This is a genomic window from Terriglobus sp., assembly GCF_965201105.1.
GTDB lineage: Bacteria > Acidobacteriota > Terriglobia > Terriglobales > Acidobacteriaceae > Terriglobus.
On the sequence record NZ_OZ241741.1, the window covers coordinates 787,827 to 807,179 of the forward strand.

Below are 19,353 nucleotides of genomic sequence, written 5' to 3' on the forward strand. Positions count from 1 at the left end.
GTGAAATTTCCTTACGAAGATTGCGACTGCCGGCGACCCGCCCGCGTCTGAATGGGCGTGCTGCGGTTTCACTTCCTGCCGATCCGGTCCTTGCTGCGTACGGGCATCTGCGCCTGCGCTGTTTGGCCCGCGATAGGCTCCCTTGCGCAAACGGCAGATCCCAGCGCCGTTCCGCCAAGCGCCAGCAGCGCGCCCGCGGCCAAGGCAGGCACCTACGCGGTGTCTGGCGGCAACCTGACCGCCGCGCCGGGTCTGCAAGTGCCCAACGGCAACCTGCCCTGGGCATTGGACACGACCGCAGATGGGAAGCCCGCGCTCGTCCCGGTGCATCACTCCGTGATCAGTGAGCCGGCCGGCGTGGCGATCGCTCCGCCCAGCGAACACACCTTGCACGGGCCACATGCCCGCACCATCGTGCGGTCGGCGACCCCGGTCTTCTTTGTTCACACAAACGACCGGACTGAGAACACGGGTGATGCCGGCCACGGCAACCCAACCGGTTGGGTGCTGGTGCAGGCCATGGCCAGGGCTGGCGACCGGACCATCCCCCACGTGCAGTTTTCTGAGATTGCCCAGGGCACCTCGTGCGCCGGGCCCACGCTCTGCCTAAGCGCGGAAACGCTGCCCGACGGCTGGGCGCGGCTTACACCGCGCCAGCCCCTGCGGCCAGGTGAGTACGTTCTGCTACCCGTACAGCGGCAGCCTAAACCGGGCGTGATCGTGGTGTACGACTTCAGCAATGATCCGTCCGCGCCAACTGCCCGGGATGCGGTGGTTGCCGGTGCTGCCCCGGTAAACCGGCCCCGCCGCTAGCTGCGGGGCGACGCGCGATCTATGCTCGGGAGATTCGTCGTGCGCGAAGGAAGCTGCTCAGCGCGAAATACCCAAACAGTGCCGCCAATCCCACATACACCCAAAGCCGCTGCCCGCCGCCCGTCTGTGCCAGGCCCCGAAAGCGCCACGCCGCCCCGCTGAACGAAAGCGCAAACAGCACAAAGAAACTGCCGGCAAGCTCCAGGGAAAGGGCGCGCGAGGCCCGCTTGACCGGCGCCAGCACACCCTGCTGGGCCGCCCGCGCGGAGCTGTGCAGTCGCCCGGCCGTGCGCACAGCCTGCTGCACCGTGTAGCGCGGTTCCGGCCCGGGCGCTGCCGGTCGTGGCTGCGCTGCTGGCAGCGGCTGTGCTGCGGGCCGTGGTTGCGCTGCCGGCTGACTTCTTCGTTGATTCTGCGCCGGGGGCGGGGAGGCAGTTGCCGCGTCCACAGCCTCGTAGACGGTGCGCGCCGCCATGCGCGCTCCCCGCCCCAGCACTCGACCCAGCCTGACCCGGTCCATGCAAACCAGTCTACCCAGCGCACGCGTTTCTGCGCCGGGCGCATCGTTCGGCATCAAGCGAATCGCTGCAATACTGCATCAAATTAGAAAGCCAAAACGGGGCATTTCGCACCAGCGCCCCGCGGCAACAGAGGAGATCGGCACGTATGAAGAGTTTTATGTGGACCCTGGGTGGTGTTTGCGCCGCGGCTGCCGGCTTTCTGGTATGGCATCGCTCCCGGATCCAACCCGTGGAACTGCTGGCAGATCAGCTAGAGCACGCCTGGGCAGATCACCACACACGCGCATGATTGTGCGGCATCAAAACAGACTGCGCGGCTCGCTTTTACACAGCGAAACGCAATGCTCTGTCGTATTAATGGTTGTACCTCGGCTGTACGCCGCATAAGAAACGGGGTGGCAATGAACGGACGCATCAAGGAACTGATCCAGCAACTCGGTGAAGCCATTCACGAATCGGTTTCGGATTCGGAGAGCATCTCGGGCGTCGTTCGCGAAATTCGTGATGAGGGTTTCGACGTGATGCTGATGCTTGAAGCCACGATCGGGCTGAATGAAGTCACCGAGTCCGCGGACGTTTCAGAGCACGAACCGGCCAGCAGCGGCACGGATTTTACCCGGAATGACCTGAGCTTTCTCAAGTCGCTGCGCATCTCGCTGCCGGATGAGGATATTCCTTCCGCGGAACGCGACGCGTAGATCTGGTGTGTGGACGGCGGGGGCGCGCTGCGGCGTGCCTTTGCTCTTTTAAAAAGTGCCGACAGGCGGCACTCGCCATGCTGCCCGCTTTCAGCATCCAATCCCAACGTTCGGGGTGCTCGCAGGAATGGCACCAGGGCATTTGGGGTGAAGCGACATGAAAGACACGCTTGGAGTTCTGCTTGCCGGTGGTGCCGGTGAGCGCCTTTTCCCGTTGACGCGCGAGCGTGCAAAGCCCGCCGTCCCCTTCGCGGGCCAATACCGCATCATCGATATCACCCTGTCGAACTGCATCAACAGCGGCCTGCGCAAGGTCTATATCATGACGCAGTACAAGGCTCTGTCGCTGAACCGGCACATCCGCGAGGGCTGGGGCACCACGGTTGCCAGCGAACTCGGCGAGTTTATTGAAATCCTGCCGCCCATGCAGCGCGTAAACAAGAGCTGGTACCAGGGCACCGCGGACGCCGTGTACCAGAACATCTACTCCATCGGTTCCGAGCAGCCGAAATACGTCCTGATCCTGTCCGGCGACCACATCTACAAGATGAACTACGGCCTGATGATGGAGCACCATTGCCAGAGCGGCGCCGCCGTCACCCTGGCTACACTGCCCATCAACCCGGATGAGGTTTCGCAGTTCGGCGTGGTCGAGATTTCTCGCTCCGGCGAGGTGACCGGCTTTCAGGAAAAGCCGAAGACGACCGACGTGCGCTCGCCTTTCAACCCGGAAAAGGTCGACGCGTCCATGGGCATTTATCTGTTCAATACAGATGTCCTGATCCCGGAACTGATTGCTGACGCTGAAGATCCCGACTCGAAGCACGACTTCGGCCACAACATCCTGCCCAAGCTGCTGGGCCGCTACAAGGCGCAGGCCTTCAACTTCGTCGATGAGAACCGCAAAGAGGCGCTGTACTGGCGCGACGTGGGCACGCTCGACGCTTACTACGAGGCCAACATCGATATCTGCGCGGTCGCGCCGACCTTTAACCTGTATGACCGCGATTGGCCGGTACGCACGCGGCCGACCCAATACCCACCAGCCAAATTCGTCTTTGGCGAAATGGGCCGCACCGGCATGGCCATCAATTCGGTCGTTTCGCCGGGGTGTGTCGTTTCTGGCTCGGCGGTGCGGCAGTCCGTGCTTTCGCAGGACGTGCGTGTGAACAGCTACTCCGACATCGACTCGTCGTTGCTCTTCCAGCACGTCAACGTCGGCCGGCATTGCCGGATCCGTCGCGCGATCATTGACCGCGACGTCCACATCCCGGACGGCACCGTGATCGGCTATGACGCGAACGAGGACCGGAAGCGGTATTTCGTGACGCCGAGTGGCCTAACCGTGGTCACGCGGAACGGTTCGCTCTATGAGAATCCTGTCTCGCAGGAGTTTCTGCAAACGATGTGAAGTTCGTGAGTTCGGCGAATGCTACTTCGAAGTAGAAAAGGCACAGCCCTGAGGGCTGTGCCTTTTCTGCGTATCAGGGCCTAAGTTCTAGCGGTTCCCGAACCGGTACACCACGCCGCCGGACACAGAGACGAACTCGCGCAGTTCCGTTCCAAAGTCCTCAAAGACGATGTCTGGCGAAATGCGCACCGCCCACCGCGCGGAGCGATTGAAGTCGATGCTGGCGCCTGCCACTCCGTTAAACGAGGTCCGGTTGGAGTAGAGGCCCGTTGCCGCCGTGAAACTCTGGGGCGGCAGACCTGGGTTGCTGTGGTCAAACGTGCCGTGCGACACGCCTGCCAAGCCGTGCAGGTTCACACCGGCGAAGTGATTGCCGAACCAGTGATACTGCGCGCCGCCCATGCCGATGAACTGGCTGACCAGGGGGCGCGTTTGTACCGGCGGGCTGGTCGCCTGGCCGGAAGGGAACACGGGCGTGGTGCCTGCGTCGTAGCGAACGTCTCCCGCAATGCCGAATTTTGGCGTAATCCAGTCGGTAAACATCACCTCGCCGCCACCCAGGTTGTAGCGTTTGGGCAGGTTCTGCCCGGCTTGCCCGTTCAGGAAGTTGAAGCCGCCGAACACCTCATACCGCTGCGTGTAGGTGACCGGTTCCGCCGGTTTGAATACCTGGGCGTGCGCCGCCCCCGCCATTGCGACCGAACCTGCAAACCCGGCCAGCACAGCACGGGACAAAAGCTTGAACATGTTCCTCCAGAATGCGACGCGCCTAGTGGCACCGGCACAGCAGTGACCGGCTGCCCGGGCCGCGCCGGCGGAGCGGCGGGCAGGCACACTTACGCGCAGATCTCATCATACCGGTCGGACTCGCCGGCGGTGAAAACGCGAGCAGGATGGCGCTGCCGATGCGGCGGTGGATGTGCGACAATGATTTCGCTCGGTATGTGCCGCTGCAGCAGTCTGGAGAGTCGTTATGTTTGGAAACTTGTTTGAAGGTCCACACCTCATCTTCATCGGCGTACTCCTGCTTCTTGTCTTTGGCGGCCGCAAGCTGCCAGAGCTCGGCAAAGGCCTTGGCGAAGGCCTGCGCGGGTTCAAGGATGGCATGAAGGGCGTTACCGATGACGCAAAGAACGACGCCCATATCATCACGCCTGACCCGAAAGACACCACGACGACGACGAAGTAAGCGCGAGACATTGGTGCGACAGGGACGGCTTTGGCCGTCCCTGTCTGCTTTGCCCACTGAAATGCTCGGCGGTCCTGCGGCTGGAAGAGGTGCGATTCTCGATCATCGGCAACAGTGCCGCGCCGTACCCGGCATCTCACTAAGTTAGAAAGCGAGTGCCCCGTTTGAAAGATCATTCCGCCTACCGCATCGACCCCGACAAGCCGCTCCGGCTCAAGAAAATACCGGCGGACACGACCGGCGACTTCGCCGACGCAGACGCGGCAAAAGAAGCGCTGAAGAAGCATCGCGACACCGTGGACAAGCTGCAGGAACTGCTGTACGCCAGCGCGACACACGGTTTGCTGATCGTGTTGCAGGGCATGGATACCAGCGGCAAGGACGGCACCATCCGCAGCATCTTTGCCGGCGTGAACCCGCAGGGGTGCAACGTGACCTCATTCAAGGTGCCGACGGCGACGGAGGCGAAGCACGATTTTCTGTGGCGCGTACACAATGCGGTGCCCGCACGCGGCATGATCGGCATCTTCAACCGCTCGCACTATGAGGACGTGCTGGCGCCGCGCGTGCATGGCCAGATCGACGGCAAGACGGCCAAGCGCCGCCTGGAGCAGATTCGCACGTTCGAATCCATGCTGACGGAGAACGGCATCACGATCCGCAAATTCTTCCTGCACATCTCTTTTGAGGAACAGGGCAGGCGGTTGCAGGCCCGTATCGACGACCCTGACAAGCACTGGAAGCTCTCTGAAGGCGACTTCGCCGAGCGGAAGTTTTGGGGTGAGTACCAGGACGCCTACGATGACATCTTCGCGGCGACCAGCACCGATGAGGCACCCTGGTATGTCATCCCGGCGGAGCACAAATGGCAACGGAATGTGGCGATCTCCGGCGTGATCGCCGACACGCTGGCTTCGATGAAGCTGGCGTATCCCAAGCCGACGATCGATGTGAAAAAGCTTGAGGTCGTGAACAGCTACAAGTAGGGATCGTCCGTGGTTGAGCGAGAAGGTGCGGTGTGCATTCGCTGACCTTGTTCGCCACTACCGGTATGAGTTTGAGCCTCCACCGCAGATCTACAGAGTAACCAGCACCACCGCCGGCAGCGCCAGCACCATGCCCAGCCGCTGCCGTGCGTTGGTTTTTTCATGCAGCAGGCCCGCTGCCAGCAGGATGGTGCCTGCCGGGTACAACGACGCCAACACCGCGGCAACGTCCAGCCGTCCCATGCGGGTGGCGGTGACGAAGCTCAGGTTTCCGCCCAGGTCCAGAAAGGATCCGCCCAGAACCCACCAGAAGTTCCTGGCGATCCGGCCGGTGGGCTCCACGTCCTCCGCAGGGCGCGCGAAGATCCACATGCCGGCAAGCAGCAACGCGGAGACGCCCCAGCTTCCCACGCGAGCCGCGGCCGTCGACCAGACCACACCCGCGACGCCGCTGAACTTCAAGGCGGTGAAGTACACGCCGAAACCCAGGCCGCCCAGGACCGAAAGCAGCATCGATTTGCGGGCAGCCGCGCGATCTTCATCCGTCTGCTCGGGGTCACTTGCACTGGCGACCAGCCAGATGGCCGAAGCTGCCAGCGCAAAGCCCAGCAGCCGTGTTGTACCGGGCGCACCTTCCTGAAAGGCGGAGACGACTGCCGGGATGGCAGCGCACAGCAGACCGCTCACCGCCGCGCCCGCTCCCATGTGCCCATTTGCGAGCGCCAGGTAGAAGGCCATGAGCGCCGCTCCGCTGATCACGCCGCCACCCAGGGCCCACAGCAGCACATGCGGATCGTGCAGCGGAACGCGAAGTGCAACGCCGGTGGCAAGGAGTGCCAGCAAGCTCAACAGGTGGCCGACCACCACCACCCGCAGCGATGCGCGGACTGTGCCGCCGCCCAGCTTCACCGCGTAGCTGCCGGCAAAGTCGCCCCCGCCCCACAGTGCCGCCGCCAGCAGGCCGGGCAGGGCACTGCCGCCCACAAGCGTGCTGGTCAGCAGGGCAGTCATCCTGATTTGATGTTTAACCATGTCGGGCGACGCAAGCCACCCGGATCACAGCGGAATGAAATCTATTGCTGAGGCGTCGCTGGCGTCGGGCTGCCCATAGTCACGCGGGTAGCATTGACCGGTCCGCGCAGCGCCTCGGGCGTGGGGTAGTAACCCTTTTTGGCGATCACATCCAGGTCGGGCTTCAGCACTCGCACTTCCACGCTGCGGTATTTGCCGTCAGCCAGCGGCTCTCTGCTGTAGTAGCCGACCGTGTACTGCAGGCGTACGTCATCGCCGATGCGCGCAAAGCTCTGCTCTATACCCTTCACGCGAAACTCCGAAAGCGACTCGCCGCCGGTGAGCGAGGCCAGCCGGGGCAGGGCGTTGTCACGCAAGTGCGTGAAGGGGATGTGGTACTTGTCCAAAAAGCCGACATACGGGGTCGCCGAATCGCCGACCACGGTGCCGTAGACCGCGATCTGGTGCCCTTGCAAGTAACGCACCAATTCCTTCTCGCGGATCTTCGAGCCGGACTCTTTGCCATCGCTAACGACGTAGAGAACACGCCGCCGTCCCTTGCCGGTCTTGGCCAGATCCTGCGCGGCCTGGAACACCGCGTCATAGAGCGGATGGAATTCCTTTACCGGGTTCGCCGTCGCTCCTGTTGGCCGCGATCCGTGGGTTTCGTTCCCGAGCGGGTTCAGGTTTGCCTGCGCACCGTTGTTGATCGAGATGTTCTGCGACATCGGGCCGTCCGTCACGTAGTTCATCTCGCGTCCGCTGGATTTGCTCTGCTCCAGAACCGCGCTGAGGCGTGGACTTTGGGCTCCGGTGAAGTCGGTTCTGCGGCTCACGCCGTTGGCGTAGGTGTAGACTGCGACTTCGTCATAGGCGGAAAATGCGCCCTGCACGGCACCCAGGCTGTAATTGACCTGCTTCATTACCTCAAACGGAAGGCTCTGGTCGATCACAAATGCCACGCTCAGCGGGTATGGATCGACGGTGAACAGGCTCATGTGTTTGCGCACGCCGTTCTCATATACCTGCACGTCGCGCCAGGTCAGCCCCGGTACAAGAGCACCATGCTTGTCCTTCACGGTAAAGGGAACTTCGACAAAATTGGTCTGCGTGCGCAGCGTGACGCCGGAGTCTTGAAGATCGGCCACGCGGCTCCCCGCGCCCAGTACCGGGTTGATGTTGGGGGCCACATTGTCCTGCGGCTCCGACTGCAACGCGCTGCTCGCGGGCGAGCTTTTCAGTGTCGTGCCGGGGGCGTTCGGGTCCGTATCGGCGATTGGATTATCAGTGCTTGCACTGCTGCCCTTGCCCGGCGCTACCGACGTAACGTCCGGCAATACCTGTGGCCTGGGGCTGTCAGGCACGGCTCCGCCTGCCTGCGGCGCAGGGCCATCCGGCAACGCCTGTGCCCACGCCGACTGCCCGACCGTCATCAACGCACCTGCCACCAAAACCGCTGCCAAGCTCAACTTCACGCGACACACCCTCACAACAGAACAAGACTACCAACGGAAACACCGTATTGGACGCACGGACCCTACCGCCGGGTGCCTTACGCGTGCGTGACGCTCGCGCGGGTTGCACGCCCGCGCCATTGGGCCGGGTCAGTAGACCGAACCGGGCCGAAACTCGTCCAACCATCGTATGCGTGCGCTCCTCTGTGCTGCCCTGTTCGCCGGACTTTCTATTTTGCCTGTGTTGCCCGTTGCCCATGCGCAGGAGGCGCCTTCGCCCGGAGGCCCACCACCCGCCAGCGCCGCTCCACCGCCGGCCGACGACGATCTGCCCCAGGGTGGCACCCTGAAGGTTCGGGTCAACCTGGTGAACACCTACTTTTCCGCGCGCGACAAAGGCGGCTACCTGACGGGCCTGCACAAGGACGACTGCCAGGTGTTTGAAAACAAGGAGCCGCAAACGATTAAGAACTTCACCCAGGAGAAGAACCTGCCGCTGACCATCGGCATTTTGCTGGACACCTCCGGTTCCATGCAGAACGTGCTTCCACTGGAAAAGGACGCCGCCGCGGATTTTCTGCGCGATGTGATCAAGCCCAAGGATGAAGCGTTCCTGATCAACTTCGATATCAACGTCGACCTGCTGGCGGATTACACGAACTCGACGCGCGAACTGCGGCGCGGCCTGGACAAGGCCGAAATCAACACCGGTGCCGGCACTGGCTCCGTGACCGGAAACAGCACGCCACGCGGCACGCTGCTGTACGACGCGGTTTACCTCGCCACGCATGACAAGCTGCGGCAGGAAGCCGGCCGCAAGGTCGTGGTGATCCTGAGCGATGGCGACGACCAGGGTTCGCAGGTGAAGCTGAAGGAGGCGGTCGAGGCGGCGCAGAAAGCCAACACCATCGTCTACGTGATCCTGATTCGCGACTCGGGGTTCAGCTTTGGTGGCGGCTACAGCATGAGCTTCGGCGGCGGCGCGATGGATCAGCTGACCAGGGAAACCGGCGGACGTGTGATCAATGGCGGCAACGGCAAGCACCTGGACGAGGCATTCCAGCAAATCTCGGACGAGCTGCGCACGCAATATCTGCTGAGCTACACACCCAAGAACCCAAACATCGACGGCACCTTTCGAGCCATCAACATCACCTGCGGCAATGGCGTAAAAATCCAGAGCCGCAAGGGCTACTACGCCGTGGCGGACAGCACCACGGAGTAGCGGCCAGCTAAGGCTAGCCGTTATAGGGCGGCATGCCCGGGGCGGTCACCGGATATGCAGGCGCACGCATTGCAAACTGCCGGTCCAGCACAATGGCAGCGGTCAACAGAAAAACACCGCCCAGGATGCTCTCAATCCCAAACAGGATGATGCTGAATGCGGCGACGGACGTCACGCTCGTGTGCTGCGTCGCGATCCAAAACGGCATGGCGATTGTGCTGAGCCGCGCGATGATGGGCCAGACCACCACAGCCACCAGCAGCCAAAGAAAGCCGGACATCCGTGTGCGCTGGTACAGCCGCACCAGATAAATCAGCACCACCAGCGCGATTAGCAACCAGACAAACTGAAATGTGGTGCTCATCGCACCTAACGCCAAGGGATTCATGCGGTTTAGGAGAAGCGCTCGGCGGTGAGCGTTGCCTCTGGAGGCGCAGTTGTGTCCGTAGCGCCTGCAGCGGCTGCAGGCGTTTCGACGCGCACCGGTTCCGGCGTAGCCAGTTTCGCGGCCCCGTGCACCATGCGCCGCAACGGCCATGCCCCACGATCCGGTTGGAACAGCAGGCCGTTGCGCTGTTTTTCCGGACGGTAATACCAGCGCCGCAGCAGGGCCAGATAGTCGCCGAGGGTCGCGGTCTCCTGTGCGCCCGGCCCTTCTTCCAGACGAGCAATCGCAGCCGCCATGCGCTCTTCAGGCGTCACCTGAATGCTGGGGTGCGTAGGTTCGGGTGAGTTTGCCGCAGGCGCGGTGTCTTCGCCTGAAGCGCCACCCCGGCTTGCGTCCAGCGAAACCGCACTCACCATGTGCGGCTGTGCAAACAAGCTCGATCCCACTTCGGCCTGCTTTCTCGCAAGGCGGACGCCGAGCAGAGAAACGCGCTCCGGGCCGCGCAGGCAGCCATCGGCAAAGACGAAGACCTGCACTTCCGGCGTTTCACCCGGCACACGCAACGGCACCAGCAGAACGGCGCGAAGCGCATCCAGCGGGCCGACCAGTGCGTCCGCGATCGCGCCTGTGCTCTTTGCCTTGGTCGCGCGTGCATGGGCCGCCGCCGCTTCTTCAAACAGCATGTCGGCACTGGCGGCATCGCGTGCCGATTCGTGCTCGGCGGCCAGCGACTCGCCGCGTGTCTTCAGAAACGCGAGCGAGCGCTCGGCTTCCGCGTGGTATTCCGCATCGGTGCAGCGCTGCTGGCACGGCGCCAGGCACTTGTGCATCTCGCCATAGATGCAGCCTGGGTCATCCTGCGACGGGTGCAGTTCCAGAAAGCACCGGCGAACGACGAACAGGTCTTCCACCGCCTCGCGATATCGCTCCGCATCCAGCCGCGACGCGAACGGCCCGAACGTGGTGTGCAGCGATCGCCGTCGCAGATGATTGGTTACATAGATACGCGGGAAGCGATTCTCCACGGCATAGCGCACCGTGAACGGCGGCGAAAGACGCAGCTTGCGCCGAGCCTCGTCCGCGCCAAACGCTGTCCGCATTGCGCGATAGAGAAGCAGCAACGACTCCAGCTCGCTTTGCGTCTCGCGCCAGGCCACGCGCGCCACACGATCGCGCAGGTTCAGGCGCTTCGTTTGTCCCTCCGGCGGCAACAGCAATCGTTGCAGCCGCCGCCGCAGGTTTGCCGACTGCATCAAAAACGGCCGGTCGTTGCTGCTGTGGCCGAACAGTGCCACAACGCCCGCGCGCGTCGGCACCTCGCGCAGCGTTTCTGCCGCCGACTCGGGCGCAAAGCTCACCTCGTGCTCGAAAACCGGCAGAACGCTCACCCGCTCATCCTACCCACAAACCCGATGCGTTATCCGGTATCGGCAGCATCAATGCCGCTGATTGGGTGTCGCCATCGTGACTGGAACATCGGACCGAATGCTCTGCACCAGGTCGAGCACCTCTTTCACCCGGCCGAAGTTCGTGTGAGGCGAGGGCTGGATGCGCACGCTCGAGGTCCGGCCTCTTTCTTTGCAGCCTCCGCCGATATCGTTTCGCAGGGTCGCATCCGTCACGCGATAACGCCCACCGAAGCGGCTGTCATACAAGCGGCCCTGTGCGTCGATGAAGATGGTGAGCGGACACAGGTCGGCGGAAGCAGGCGGAGGGCTGACGCCATGCGCGTTCGGCGGCGTCACCGGTAGTTGGGCAACCGCGGCCGTTGCGGCCACTACGCCGGCCGTGAGCAAAGCGAACCTAAGCGCCTGCAATGGTCATGCCCTCCACGCGGATCGCCGGGCTCGCCGACGAGCCTCGAAAAATCAAATCGTTCGCGACCGCGACGATGTTTCGGTACATGTCTTTCAAGTTGCCGGCGATGGTAATTTCCTCAACGGCGCCGGCGAATTCGCCATTCTCAATCCAGATGCCGCTCGCGCCCTGGGAGTAGTCACCCGTGACCAGGTTCACGCCGCTGCCCAGCGTTTCGGTCACGTACAGGCCGTTCTCGACACCCGCAATCATCTCGCGCAGGCTTTGCGTTCCTGGCTCCAGGTAAAAATTGCCGCTGCCGATACCCGGCGCGCCGGCCAGACCGCGTGAGGCGTTGCCGGTGGAACGCGTCTTGAGCTTGCGCGCGGTGTAGCTGTTCGTCACGTAGGTCTGCAGCACGCCACGGTCGACGATCACTTTGCGCTGCATCGGCAAGCCGTCGCCGTCAAAGGGGAGCGTGCCGAAGCCGGCCAGCCCGGGCTCGAGCATCATCGTGCCGTCGTCCACCACGGTGACCAGCGGCGACGCAACCTCCTCGCCAAGCTTGTCCGCGAACATGCTCGCATGGCGATAGACCGCTTCGCCGTTCACCGCGTCGAAGATGCCGCCCATGATGGCGCGGGAGACGTTGCGGTCAAAGACCATGGTGGCCTGTTGCGTCTTCACGCGCCTCGCGCCCAGCCGGCGCACGGCACGCTTGGCTGCCTCGCGGCCCACCTGCTCCGGCGTTTCCAGCTTGCGCAGCGTGCGCGCGGCGTGCGACCAGCCATCGCGCTGCATGCCGCTTTCGTCCTGCGCAATGGGCGTGGTGCCCAGGCCGCAATAGCTCTTGCGGTACTCGCCCGCAAAGCCGCGCGAGTTCGCCATCGCTCTCCAACTCGTGGCCGCGGTAAAGGTGCCGCCGTCTGAGTTCTGGATGCGTACATCGGTTGCCATGGCCGCTGCTTCCACCGCACGCGCCATTTCAATGCGGTCCTTCGCGGGCAGGGAATAGACGTCGTCGAAGTACAGCCCCAGGTCATCGCCATTGCGGCGCTCGCTGTAGGTGTCGGCATCCGGCAAACCGGCGAACGGGTCTTCCTCGGTGATGCGTGCCAGATCGACAGCCCCCTGGACCAGCCGCGCCAGCGACGTTTCGCTCAAATCATTTGTGCTGGTCGACGCGGTTCGCTGTCCCATGAAGACGCGCAGACCCACCGCGCGCGATTGCGATTCGGTCAGCGTTTCCACCTGGCCCAGCCGGACCTTGGTCGAGAACTCATCACCTTCATAAACGACCGCCTCGGCATCGGTCGCACCCGCGAGCATGGCGCGATCGACCAGGTCAAGCGCAAGCTGCGTCGTCAAGGGCTTGTGTTCGATGACCATCACAGGACAGGCGCCTCCGACAGCCGCGGCGCTCTGCCATCGGTCGCGTCGCGGAAGTACATGCCGGCCGGGCAGTATTCAGAATCAGCGCGATCAACATGTTCAATGTGCGGTGCCGCGGCATGGGCGACGTGCCTTCGGAACAGCTTGACCTTGCCGTGGCAATCCTTGCAGCGAAACTCGCTGTCGCCGTCTTCAAGTGCGTCGAGCACGGTCTTCGTCTTCCAGAAGGATCCATAGCCGCCTCCGGGAAGCACCCGTTTTCGTTTCACTTCGCACTCATAAATCTTTTCGCGTTGAACCGCGGCTTTCTTCGTCATCGTCCCGTGCCTCCCACTGTCATGTGATCCAGCTTTACTGTTGGAGCGCCCACGCAGACCGGCACGCCCTGACCCTTCTTGCCGCAGGTGCCAACGCCCTCATCCAGGGCAAGGTCATGGCCGACCATGCTTACGCGCGTCAGCGCTGTCGCGCCGTCGCCGATCAGCATGGCGCCCTTGACCGGCGCGGTCACCTTTCCGTCTTCGATCAGGTATGCCTCATTCGCGGCGAAGACAAATTTGCCGTTCGTGATGTCGACCGAGCCGCCTGAAAAGTTCACGGCGTAAATGCCCTTCTGCACCGACCGCAGAATGTCGGCCGGGTCGTCCTCGCCCGCGAGCATGTAGGTGTTGGTCATGCGGGGCATGGGGATGGAGGCGTAGCTTTCGCGGCGGCCGCTACCGGTGGAGCGCGCGCCCATCAGCTTCGCTGAGAGCTTGTCGCTCATATAGCGGCACAGCATGCCCTTCTCAATCAACACGTTGTTTGCCGTGGGCACACCTTCGTCGTCCACGTTCAACGAGCCGCGCCGGTTCGGCATGATGCCGTTGTCCGCGACGGTGACCTTAGCGGTGCCGACGCGCTGGCCCATCAACCCCGCAAAGGCGGACTGCTTCTTGCGGTTGAAGTCCGCTTCCAGACCATGTCCAACGGCTTCATGAATCAGCACGCCGGGCCAGCCCGGGCCAAGCACCACGGGCATCTCGCCCGCGGGAGCAGGTTGCGCCGTGAGCTGCAGGATTGCCTGCCGCGCCGCCTCGCGGGCGTAGTGCTCCGGTGTGCGCTCCGTCGTGTACCAGTCGAAGCCGCGGCGTCCGCCGCCACCGCTGGTGCCGCTTGCGGACGCGCCCTTGCCTCCGTCGCCCGCGGCATCTTTCGCGATCACGCCGACGCTGAAGCGGCTCAGCGGCTGTACGTCGCTCGCGTATGTTCCGTCGCTTGCGACCACCAGGATGTGCCGCACCTCATCATTGAATGTGGCGCGCACCTGCGTAATGCGCGGATCGTAGGCACGCGCCGCGCGGTCGGCTCGCTGCACCAGCTGCAGCTTTTGCGCGATCTCCACGTCCGTTGTTGCTGCGGGATAGAGGTCGTGGGTCTTCGCAACCGAAAACCCCTGCACGTCTGCGCCCGATGTCGCGGAGTCGGCGATCAGCGCGGCCGTTCGCGCCGCGTGCAGCATCTTCTCCTCGGTCAGTTCATCGGTGTAGCTGTAGCCGGTGCGTTCACCGTTCAGCACACGCACGCCGCAACCCATGGAGTGCCCCTGGCTCGCTGACTTGACGATGCCTTCGTCGACACTGATGCCGTTCGATGCCGTGCTTTCAAAGAACAGTTCGGCAAAATCACCGCCGCGCTCCAGAGCAGCGGCCAGGCAGCGCTCTATCAAGCGATCGGTTACGCCAAACTGCTGATGAAAGATGGTGTTTGCGCGGGCAGATGGCGTGGGAGCAAAGGCAGAACTCATCTAAAGCAATTTTACGCGTTCTGCCTCGTGAGGGCTGTGCTACGTTCGAGCCATGAGCCCCAGTGCTGCCGAGTTCACCACTTCAACCAGCGGTGCAGACCCGCGCTATCCGGTAGGGCGGTTCGAGCGTTCCGCAACCATCACGGAAGCAGATCGCGCCGCTGCGATGGAAACGATCGCGGCGCTGCCCTCGCAGCTTCGTGCTGCCGTCGCGGGCTGGACCGAAGCACAGCTCGACACGCCGTATCGCGAGGGCGGCTGGACCGTGCGTCAGCTTGTTCACCACATCGCCGACTCGCACGGGCAGTCCAGCACGCGTTTGCGCAAGGCGCTGACCGAGGACAGTCCGGCGATTCAGCCGTATGACGAAAAGCTGTGGGCCGAGCTGCCCGACAGTCGTGAAGCGCCGGTTGCGTTCTCGCTCGCGATCCTGGACGGCGTGCACGCGCGTTGGAGCTATCTGTTGCACCAGCTCTCGCCGGAGCAGTGGCAGCGCACGTTTGTTCATCCCGAGTCGGGAACGTGGACGATCGACGCCGTGACGCAACTGTATGCCTGGCACTCGCGCCACCATTTAGCGCACATTGCGGAACTCGCGAAGGCGCGGGGCTGGTAGGCGTTCACGCGATACTTCGATGGCCGCTGAGCAAACACCGGAAGAGATTGCGTCGCTGCTGCAGGAGTTTCTGACGACGCACCCGAAGGCTGTCGTGCTGGAAGACGGCCGCATCGCGTTCGACTTGCAGACTGCGCAGTACACGGTGCAGCAACAGCCGGGCCGGTGCACGCTGCAGCTGTGGAGTGACACGCGCAACCTTTCGCGCCGCGTGCTTGCCGTGGCGCAGCGCCGCGACACGCTGAAGCTGAGCACGCTGCGCCTGGGCCAAAGCAAGCCGCAAACGTTGGAGATTGTCGCGCAGCCCGAGCGCCGGGCACCCTCTGCGCGTGAGGGAACGCGTCAGCGATTTCTGCCTGTGCTGCAACGCATGCTGCAGCGCGAATTCCCTGATTGGACCATCGACCCGCTGCAGTCGGCCATGGACCTGGAGCGGTCGTTTGGCCCGGCCTACGCGCGCGGCACGCTGCACAAGGGACAGAAGGCGTGGGCCGCCGTTGGCGTAAACGCGGAGGAATCACAGAGCACCGTCGACGGCATTCTGACGATCGGCATCCTTTGGCTGCAGGTGTGCCGCGAGCGCGCCGCGGGCAAGCGGCTTTTCCAAGGGCTTGTGCTGTTCGTGCCCGGCGGAACGGCAACGGTGACGCTGAGCCGCATCGGTTGGTTGCGCAGCGACGCGGCACAGTGGCGGCTGTTCGAGTTTTCGCCTCGGACCGAGGACCTGGAGGAACGCGACGCGGCGGACGTTGGCAATCTGTCCACGCACCTGGTTCACTTGCCCGACGAGGGTGCCGCGCGCGAGCGGTTTGCTTCGCCGCTTGCCGTGGTCATGGAGTTGTTGCCGCCGGCCGCGCAGGCAGAGGTTGAGCAGCGGCTGCGCTCCTCGTCAGAACTGGCGCTGCTGCTGTATGGGCTTGAGTTCGCCCGCATTCGGATTCGCGCGGCGGCGCGGACGTTTACGTCGGACGCGGAGATCAGCATCGGCGCCGGCGCGAACGAGACGGTGCTGACGCCGGCAACAGAGCCGCAACTGCGGGCGTTTTTGCAGGAGCTGTTCGAGCGGCGGCATCCGACCGGTTCGCCGCGTGACCCGCTGTTTCGGGCTGCGCCGGAGGCATGGCTTGAGTCGGTGCTGCGGCAGAACATCGGTCCGCTCGCGGCGGGGCAGGGCAGCTTTGCGCAGTTTGATCCGGAGCACGTGTACCCGCAGGTGCCCGCGTTTCAGGCGGGCGACCGCGGCATGCTGGACCTGCTGAGTGTGACTCGCGACGGCCGGCTTGCCGTGCTGGAACTGAAGGCCAATGAGGATCTGCATTTCGCGTTGCAGGGGCTGGATTACTGGATTCGCGTGCGCTGGCACCACGTGCAGGCGATCGATCCGCAAACGGGGCTCGGCATGCTACAGCGGCACGGGTATTTTCGCGGCGTGCGCCTGGCACCGGAGCCGCCACGGCTGTTCCTGGTAGCTCCGTCGCTGCGCATTCACCCCGCGACGGAGCAGGTGCTGCGCTTCTTCAAGCGCGAGGTCGAGTGGACGTTGCTCGGCCTGCACGAGCAATGGCGGCGCACGCTGAAGGTAATCACGCGATTCCGCAGTACGTAAGCGCTAACGCTCGCTCACGCTGCGCCAAAGGTCAATGGCCGGCGTGTCGATCGCGAACGCATCGATCTGCTTAAGCTCTTCGTCTGTGAATCGCAGGTTGTTGAGCGAGTCAAGCGAATTGTTGAGCTGGTGTACGGTGCGCGCGCCGATCAGTGATGACGTGACGCGCGGATCGCGGAGCGACCAGGCAATCGCCATCTGCGCCAGGCTCTGGCCGCGCCGCTCGGCTATGTCATGCAGCCCGCGCACGCGCTGCAGGTTCTCGTCGGTCAGCATGGTTTGCTGGAACGATCCGACCTCGCTGTGGACGCGCGCACCCTCGGGCTTGCCGCTGAGGTACTTGTTCGTGAGCAGGCCCTGCGCCAGCGGGCTGAAGGCGATGCAGCCGATGCCGAGCTCGTCCAACGTGCCGAGCAGATCGTTCTCAATCCAGCGGTTCAGCATGGAGTACGACGGCTGGTGAATGAAAAGGTGGATGCCTTCGGCCGCAAGCAGCTTCGAGACTTCGCGGGTGCGTTCCGGTGAGTAGCTGCTGATGCCCACGTAGAGCGCCTTGCCCTGCCGCACGATCTGCGCGAGCGCGGCGACGGTCTCCTCGATGGGGCAGTCGAAGTCGGGCCGGTGATGATAGAAGATATCGACGTAATCCAGGCCCATGCGCTTCAGGCTTTGGTCGAGCGAGGCCATCAGGTACTTGCGCGATCCGCCCATGCCGTAGGGGCCGGGCCACATGTCCCAGCCGGCTTTGGAGGAAATGATCAACTCGTCGCGAAGATTACGGAAGTCGTCGGCGAGCACCTTGCCAAAATTCTCCTCGGCGGAGCCGTATGGAGGGCCGTAGTTGTTGGCCAGGTCGAAGTGGGTGACGCCGCGATCAAAGGCGCGGCGGATCATGGCACGGCCAGTTTCGAACTGGTCGACGCCACCAAAGTTCTGCCACAGGCCGAGCGAAATGGGCGGCAGCACGACGCCACTGCGACCGCAGCGGCGAAAGCTCGCCTGCTCGTACCGCTTCGCGTTTGGAACGTATTGCGTGACCAGTGGCATGATCTTGCGTCTCCCTGCGCCTGTGGCGCTCTACCTAGGATGCACGCCGCAAGCGCGTCTAGCTTTCGCCCGCATCGGCGAAGGCCGGTTCGGGTGCCGGCTCCGCGTGCAGGCGGTCTTCAAGGCGGGTGCTGAAGAAACGGTCAACCGCGGCCATTACCTCGTCGCCGCGCTTTGCTTCAAAGATGGACTTGCGCAGTGCACCGCCGCCGGCCACGCCGTGGGTAAACCAGCTGGCGAACTGCTTCATCTTGCCCATGCCGTCGCGGCGTGCGCTTTCGCGGTCACGCTTGAGGCGGCGCAGGTGGTTGTGCGCGTCTTTCTCGGCGACGGAAAGTGAGTCGAAGTCGAGGAGTTCGGGCACGTCGACCTCGGGGTGCTCCTGCTCCAGTTCGTTAAGCAGCATGCGGAAGTAGGTGCGGATCATGCCGTGACGGTCTTCCTCGGTCGCGACGGTGTAGCTGCCGGTGCCGGTGGCGGCGCGCGAGGCGGTGTATTCGGCGATCTGGCGAAAGATCCAGGGATTTGCGGGCGCGGCGCGGCCGATCATGACGGCGTCGCAGCCCGTAGCCGCGACCATGGCGGCGGCGTCCTCAGGGGTGCGTACGTCGCCGTTGCCGATCACAGGAATGCGCACGGCGTCTTTGACGGCGGCGATCCACTCCCAACGGGCGTTGCCGGTATAACCCTGTTCGCGCGTGCGGGCGTGCAGGGCGACGGCGTTCAGGCCGCATTCCTGCGCCATTCTTGCGAGGGGCACGCAGACGATTTGCGAGTCCGACCAGCCCATGCGGAACTTGACGGTGAAGGGGATCGTCACGGCGGCGCGGACACGCTCGAAGATGGTCTGAATGTGCGGCAGGTCGCGCAAAAGGCCGCTGCCGCCGTTGCAGCTGACGACGCGCTTGGCGGGGCAGCCCAGGTTCAGGTCGACAATGTCGAAGCCGGCGTCCTGGCAGATGCGGGCGGAGTCGGCGAGCGTTTCGGGGTTGGACCCGAAGAGTTGCGCGCTGATGGGGTGCTCGTCATCGTAATAAGTCAGGTAGCGCTTGCGCTTCACCTCGCGCATGCGGGCCAGGCCGTCGGCAGAGGTGAACTCCGTCATGATGAGGCCGCAGCCGGACTGCTGGTTGGTCGTGACGGTGTCTACGTTAGCGCTAACGTGACTGGAAGAAGCGGAGAACAGGGAAGCGTTCTTGATGAAGCGGCGAAAGACGGTGTCGGTGACGCCGGCCATGGGGGCCAGGACCGTCGCAGGCGCAATGCGGACGGGGCCGATGTGGAACGCAGCCGGGACCGCGGCGTCTGCGGCGGCCGGGTGGTCGAGGACGGCGGTTCCGGATTCTTCCCAGTGCTTCTTCATGTCTCTTGATCGAGTGACGATTCAGACGAAAGAGCCTCCGCAATGCGGAG

The 19,353-nt window shown here is 63.6% G+C and carries 20 protein-coding genes; 8 read left to right on the top strand and 12 right to left on the bottom strand.

Translation table 11 applies throughout. The features are described from left to right. Positions 1-57 precede the first annotated feature (57 nt). Positions 58-813, top strand: a complete 756-nt coding sequence (locus tag ACOFKT_RS03515) for a hypothetical protein (protein WP_419806043.1) — start codon at positions 58-60, stop codon at positions 811-813. A gap of 19 nt (positions 814-832) precedes the next feature. Here the strand turns inward: ACOFKT_RS03515 and ACOFKT_RS03520 are convergent, their stop codons facing one another. Then, positions 833-1,333: a hypothetical protein gene (locus ACOFKT_RS03520; protein WP_419806044.1), complete on the bottom strand. Its 501-nt coding sequence runs from the start codon at positions 1,331-1,333 to the stop codon at positions 833-835. 402 nt (positions 1,334-1,735) lie between these two features. On the opposite strand from ACOFKT_RS03520, the gene ACOFKT_RS03525 reads away from it, so the two are divergent. Together ACOFKT_RS03525 and glgC are read left to right on the top strand one after the other, a co-directional pair. Beyond that, on the top strand, positions 1,736-2,032 hold the full coding sequence (locus ACOFKT_RS03525) for a hypothetical protein (protein WP_419807098.1): 297 nt from the start codon (positions 1,736-1,738) through the stop codon (positions 2,030-2,032). A 157-nt stretch (positions 2,033-2,189) separates the two neighbouring features. After that, positions 2,190-3,443 (top strand): glucose-1-phosphate adenylyltransferase, encoded by a 1,254-nt coding sequence (gene glgC, locus ACOFKT_RS03530; protein WP_419806045.1) that lies wholly within the window; start codon positions 2,190-2,192, stop codon positions 3,441-3,443. An 87-nt stretch (positions 3,444-3,530) separates the two neighbouring features. On the opposite strand, the gene ACOFKT_RS03535 is transcribed toward glgC, so the two are convergent. Then, positions 3,531-4,190, bottom strand: coding sequence for a hypothetical protein (locus ACOFKT_RS03535; RefSeq protein WP_419806046.1), 660 nt, complete (start codon positions 4,188-4,190; stop codon positions 3,531-3,533). A gap of 226 nt (positions 4,191-4,416) precedes the next feature. Between ACOFKT_RS03535 and ACOFKT_RS03540 the strand changes: the two genes are divergently transcribed. Next, a complete protein-coding gene (locus ACOFKT_RS03540) occupies positions 4,417-4,632 on the top strand; it encodes a Sec-independent protein translocase subunit TatA/TatB (RefSeq protein WP_419806047.1) in 216 nt (71 codons plus the stop codon). A 155-nt stretch (positions 4,633-4,787) separates the two neighbouring features. Further along, the gene (locus ACOFKT_RS03545) at positions 4,788-5,618 is read left to right on the top strand and encodes a polyphosphate kinase 2 family protein (protein WP_419806048.1); all 831 of its coding nucleotides are present in this window, start codon (positions 4,788-4,790) and stop codon (positions 5,616-5,618) included. Between the two features lie 90 nt (positions 5,619-5,708). Here the strand turns inward: ACOFKT_RS03545 and ACOFKT_RS03550 are convergent, their stop codons facing one another. Together ACOFKT_RS03550 and ACOFKT_RS03555 are read right to left on the bottom strand one after the other, a co-directional pair. After that, positions 5,709-6,629, bottom strand: coding sequence for an EamA family transporter (locus tag ACOFKT_RS03550; protein WP_419806049.1), 921 nt, complete (start codon positions 6,627-6,629; stop codon positions 5,709-5,711). 62 nt (positions 6,630-6,691) lie between these two features. Next, a complete protein-coding gene (locus ACOFKT_RS03555; protein WP_419806050.1) occupies positions 6,692-8,092 on the bottom strand; it encodes a VWA domain-containing protein in 1,401 nt (466 codons plus the stop codon). A gap of 181 nt (positions 8,093-8,273) precedes the next feature. Between ACOFKT_RS03555 and ACOFKT_RS03560 the strand changes: the two genes are divergently transcribed. Continuing rightward, on the top strand, positions 8,274-9,308 hold the full coding sequence (locus ACOFKT_RS03560; protein WP_419806051.1) for a VWA domain-containing protein: 1,035 nt from the start codon (positions 8,274-8,276) through the stop codon (positions 9,306-9,308). A 13-nt stretch (positions 9,309-9,321) separates the two neighbouring features. Here ACOFKT_RS03560 and ACOFKT_RS03565 read toward each other — a convergent pair whose 3' ends face one another. The 6 genes from ACOFKT_RS03565 to tldD are packed head-to-tail and all read right to left on the bottom strand — an operon-like array spanning position 9,322 to position 14,671. Next, positions 9,322-9,672: a hypothetical protein gene (locus tag ACOFKT_RS03565; RefSeq protein ID WP_419806052.1), complete on the bottom strand. Its 351-nt coding sequence runs from the start codon at positions 9,670-9,672 to the stop codon at positions 9,322-9,324. Positions 9,673-9,701: 29 nt separating this feature from the next. Then, on the bottom strand, positions 9,702-11,084 hold the full coding sequence (locus tag ACOFKT_RS03570; protein ID WP_419806053.1) for an excinuclease ABC subunit C: 1,383 nt from the start codon (positions 11,082-11,084) through the stop codon (positions 9,702-9,704). A 48-nt stretch (positions 11,085-11,132) separates the two neighbouring features. Beyond that, entirely contained in the window at positions 11,133-11,513 is a 381-nt protein-coding gene (locus ACOFKT_RS03575) for an ExbD/TolR family protein (protein ID WP_419806054.1), read from the bottom strand. Beyond that, entirely contained in the window at positions 11,500-12,882 is a 1,383-nt protein-coding gene (locus ACOFKT_RS03580) for a TldD/PmbA family protein (protein ID WP_419806055.1), read from the bottom strand. The genes ACOFKT_RS03575 and ACOFKT_RS03580 overlap by 14 nt, the downstream gene beginning before the upstream one ends. Continuing rightward, positions 12,882-13,202 (bottom strand): hypothetical protein, encoded by a 321-nt coding sequence (locus ACOFKT_RS03585; protein ID WP_419806056.1) that lies wholly within the window; start codon positions 13,200-13,202, stop codon positions 12,882-12,884. The genes ACOFKT_RS03580 and ACOFKT_RS03585 overlap by 1 nt, the downstream gene beginning before the upstream one ends. Further along, positions 13,199-14,671 carry a metalloprotease TldD gene (gene tldD, locus ACOFKT_RS03590; protein ID WP_419806057.1) on the bottom strand — a complete coding sequence of 491 codons (1,473 nt, stop codon included), beginning with the start codon at positions 14,669-14,671 and terminating at the stop codon, positions 13,199-13,201. The genes ACOFKT_RS03585 and tldD overlap by 4 nt, the downstream gene beginning before the upstream one ends. Before the next feature lie 52 nt (positions 14,672-14,723). Between tldD and ACOFKT_RS03595 the strand changes: the two genes are divergently transcribed. Next, positions 14,724-15,287, top strand: coding sequence for a YfiT family bacillithiol transferase (locus ACOFKT_RS03595; RefSeq protein WP_419806058.1), 564 nt, complete (start codon positions 14,724-14,726; stop codon positions 15,285-15,287). Positions 15,288-15,306: 19 nt separating this feature from the next. Continuing rightward, entirely contained in the window at positions 15,307-16,893 is a 1,587-nt protein-coding gene (locus ACOFKT_RS03600; protein WP_419806059.1) for a hypothetical protein, read from the top strand. Between the two features lie 3 nt (positions 16,894-16,896). Here ACOFKT_RS03600 and mgrA read toward each other — a convergent pair whose 3' ends face one another. After that, a complete protein-coding gene (gene mgrA / locus ACOFKT_RS03605; RefSeq protein WP_419806060.1) occupies positions 16,897-17,940 on the bottom strand; it encodes an L-glyceraldehyde 3-phosphate reductase in 1,044 nt (347 codons plus the stop codon). Positions 17,941-17,998: 58 nt separating this feature from the next. Next, entirely contained in the window at positions 17,999-19,303 is a 1,305-nt protein-coding gene (locus ACOFKT_RS03610) for a tRNA dihydrouridine synthase (protein ID WP_419806061.1), read from the bottom strand. Positions 19,304-19,353 lie beyond the last annotated feature (50 nt).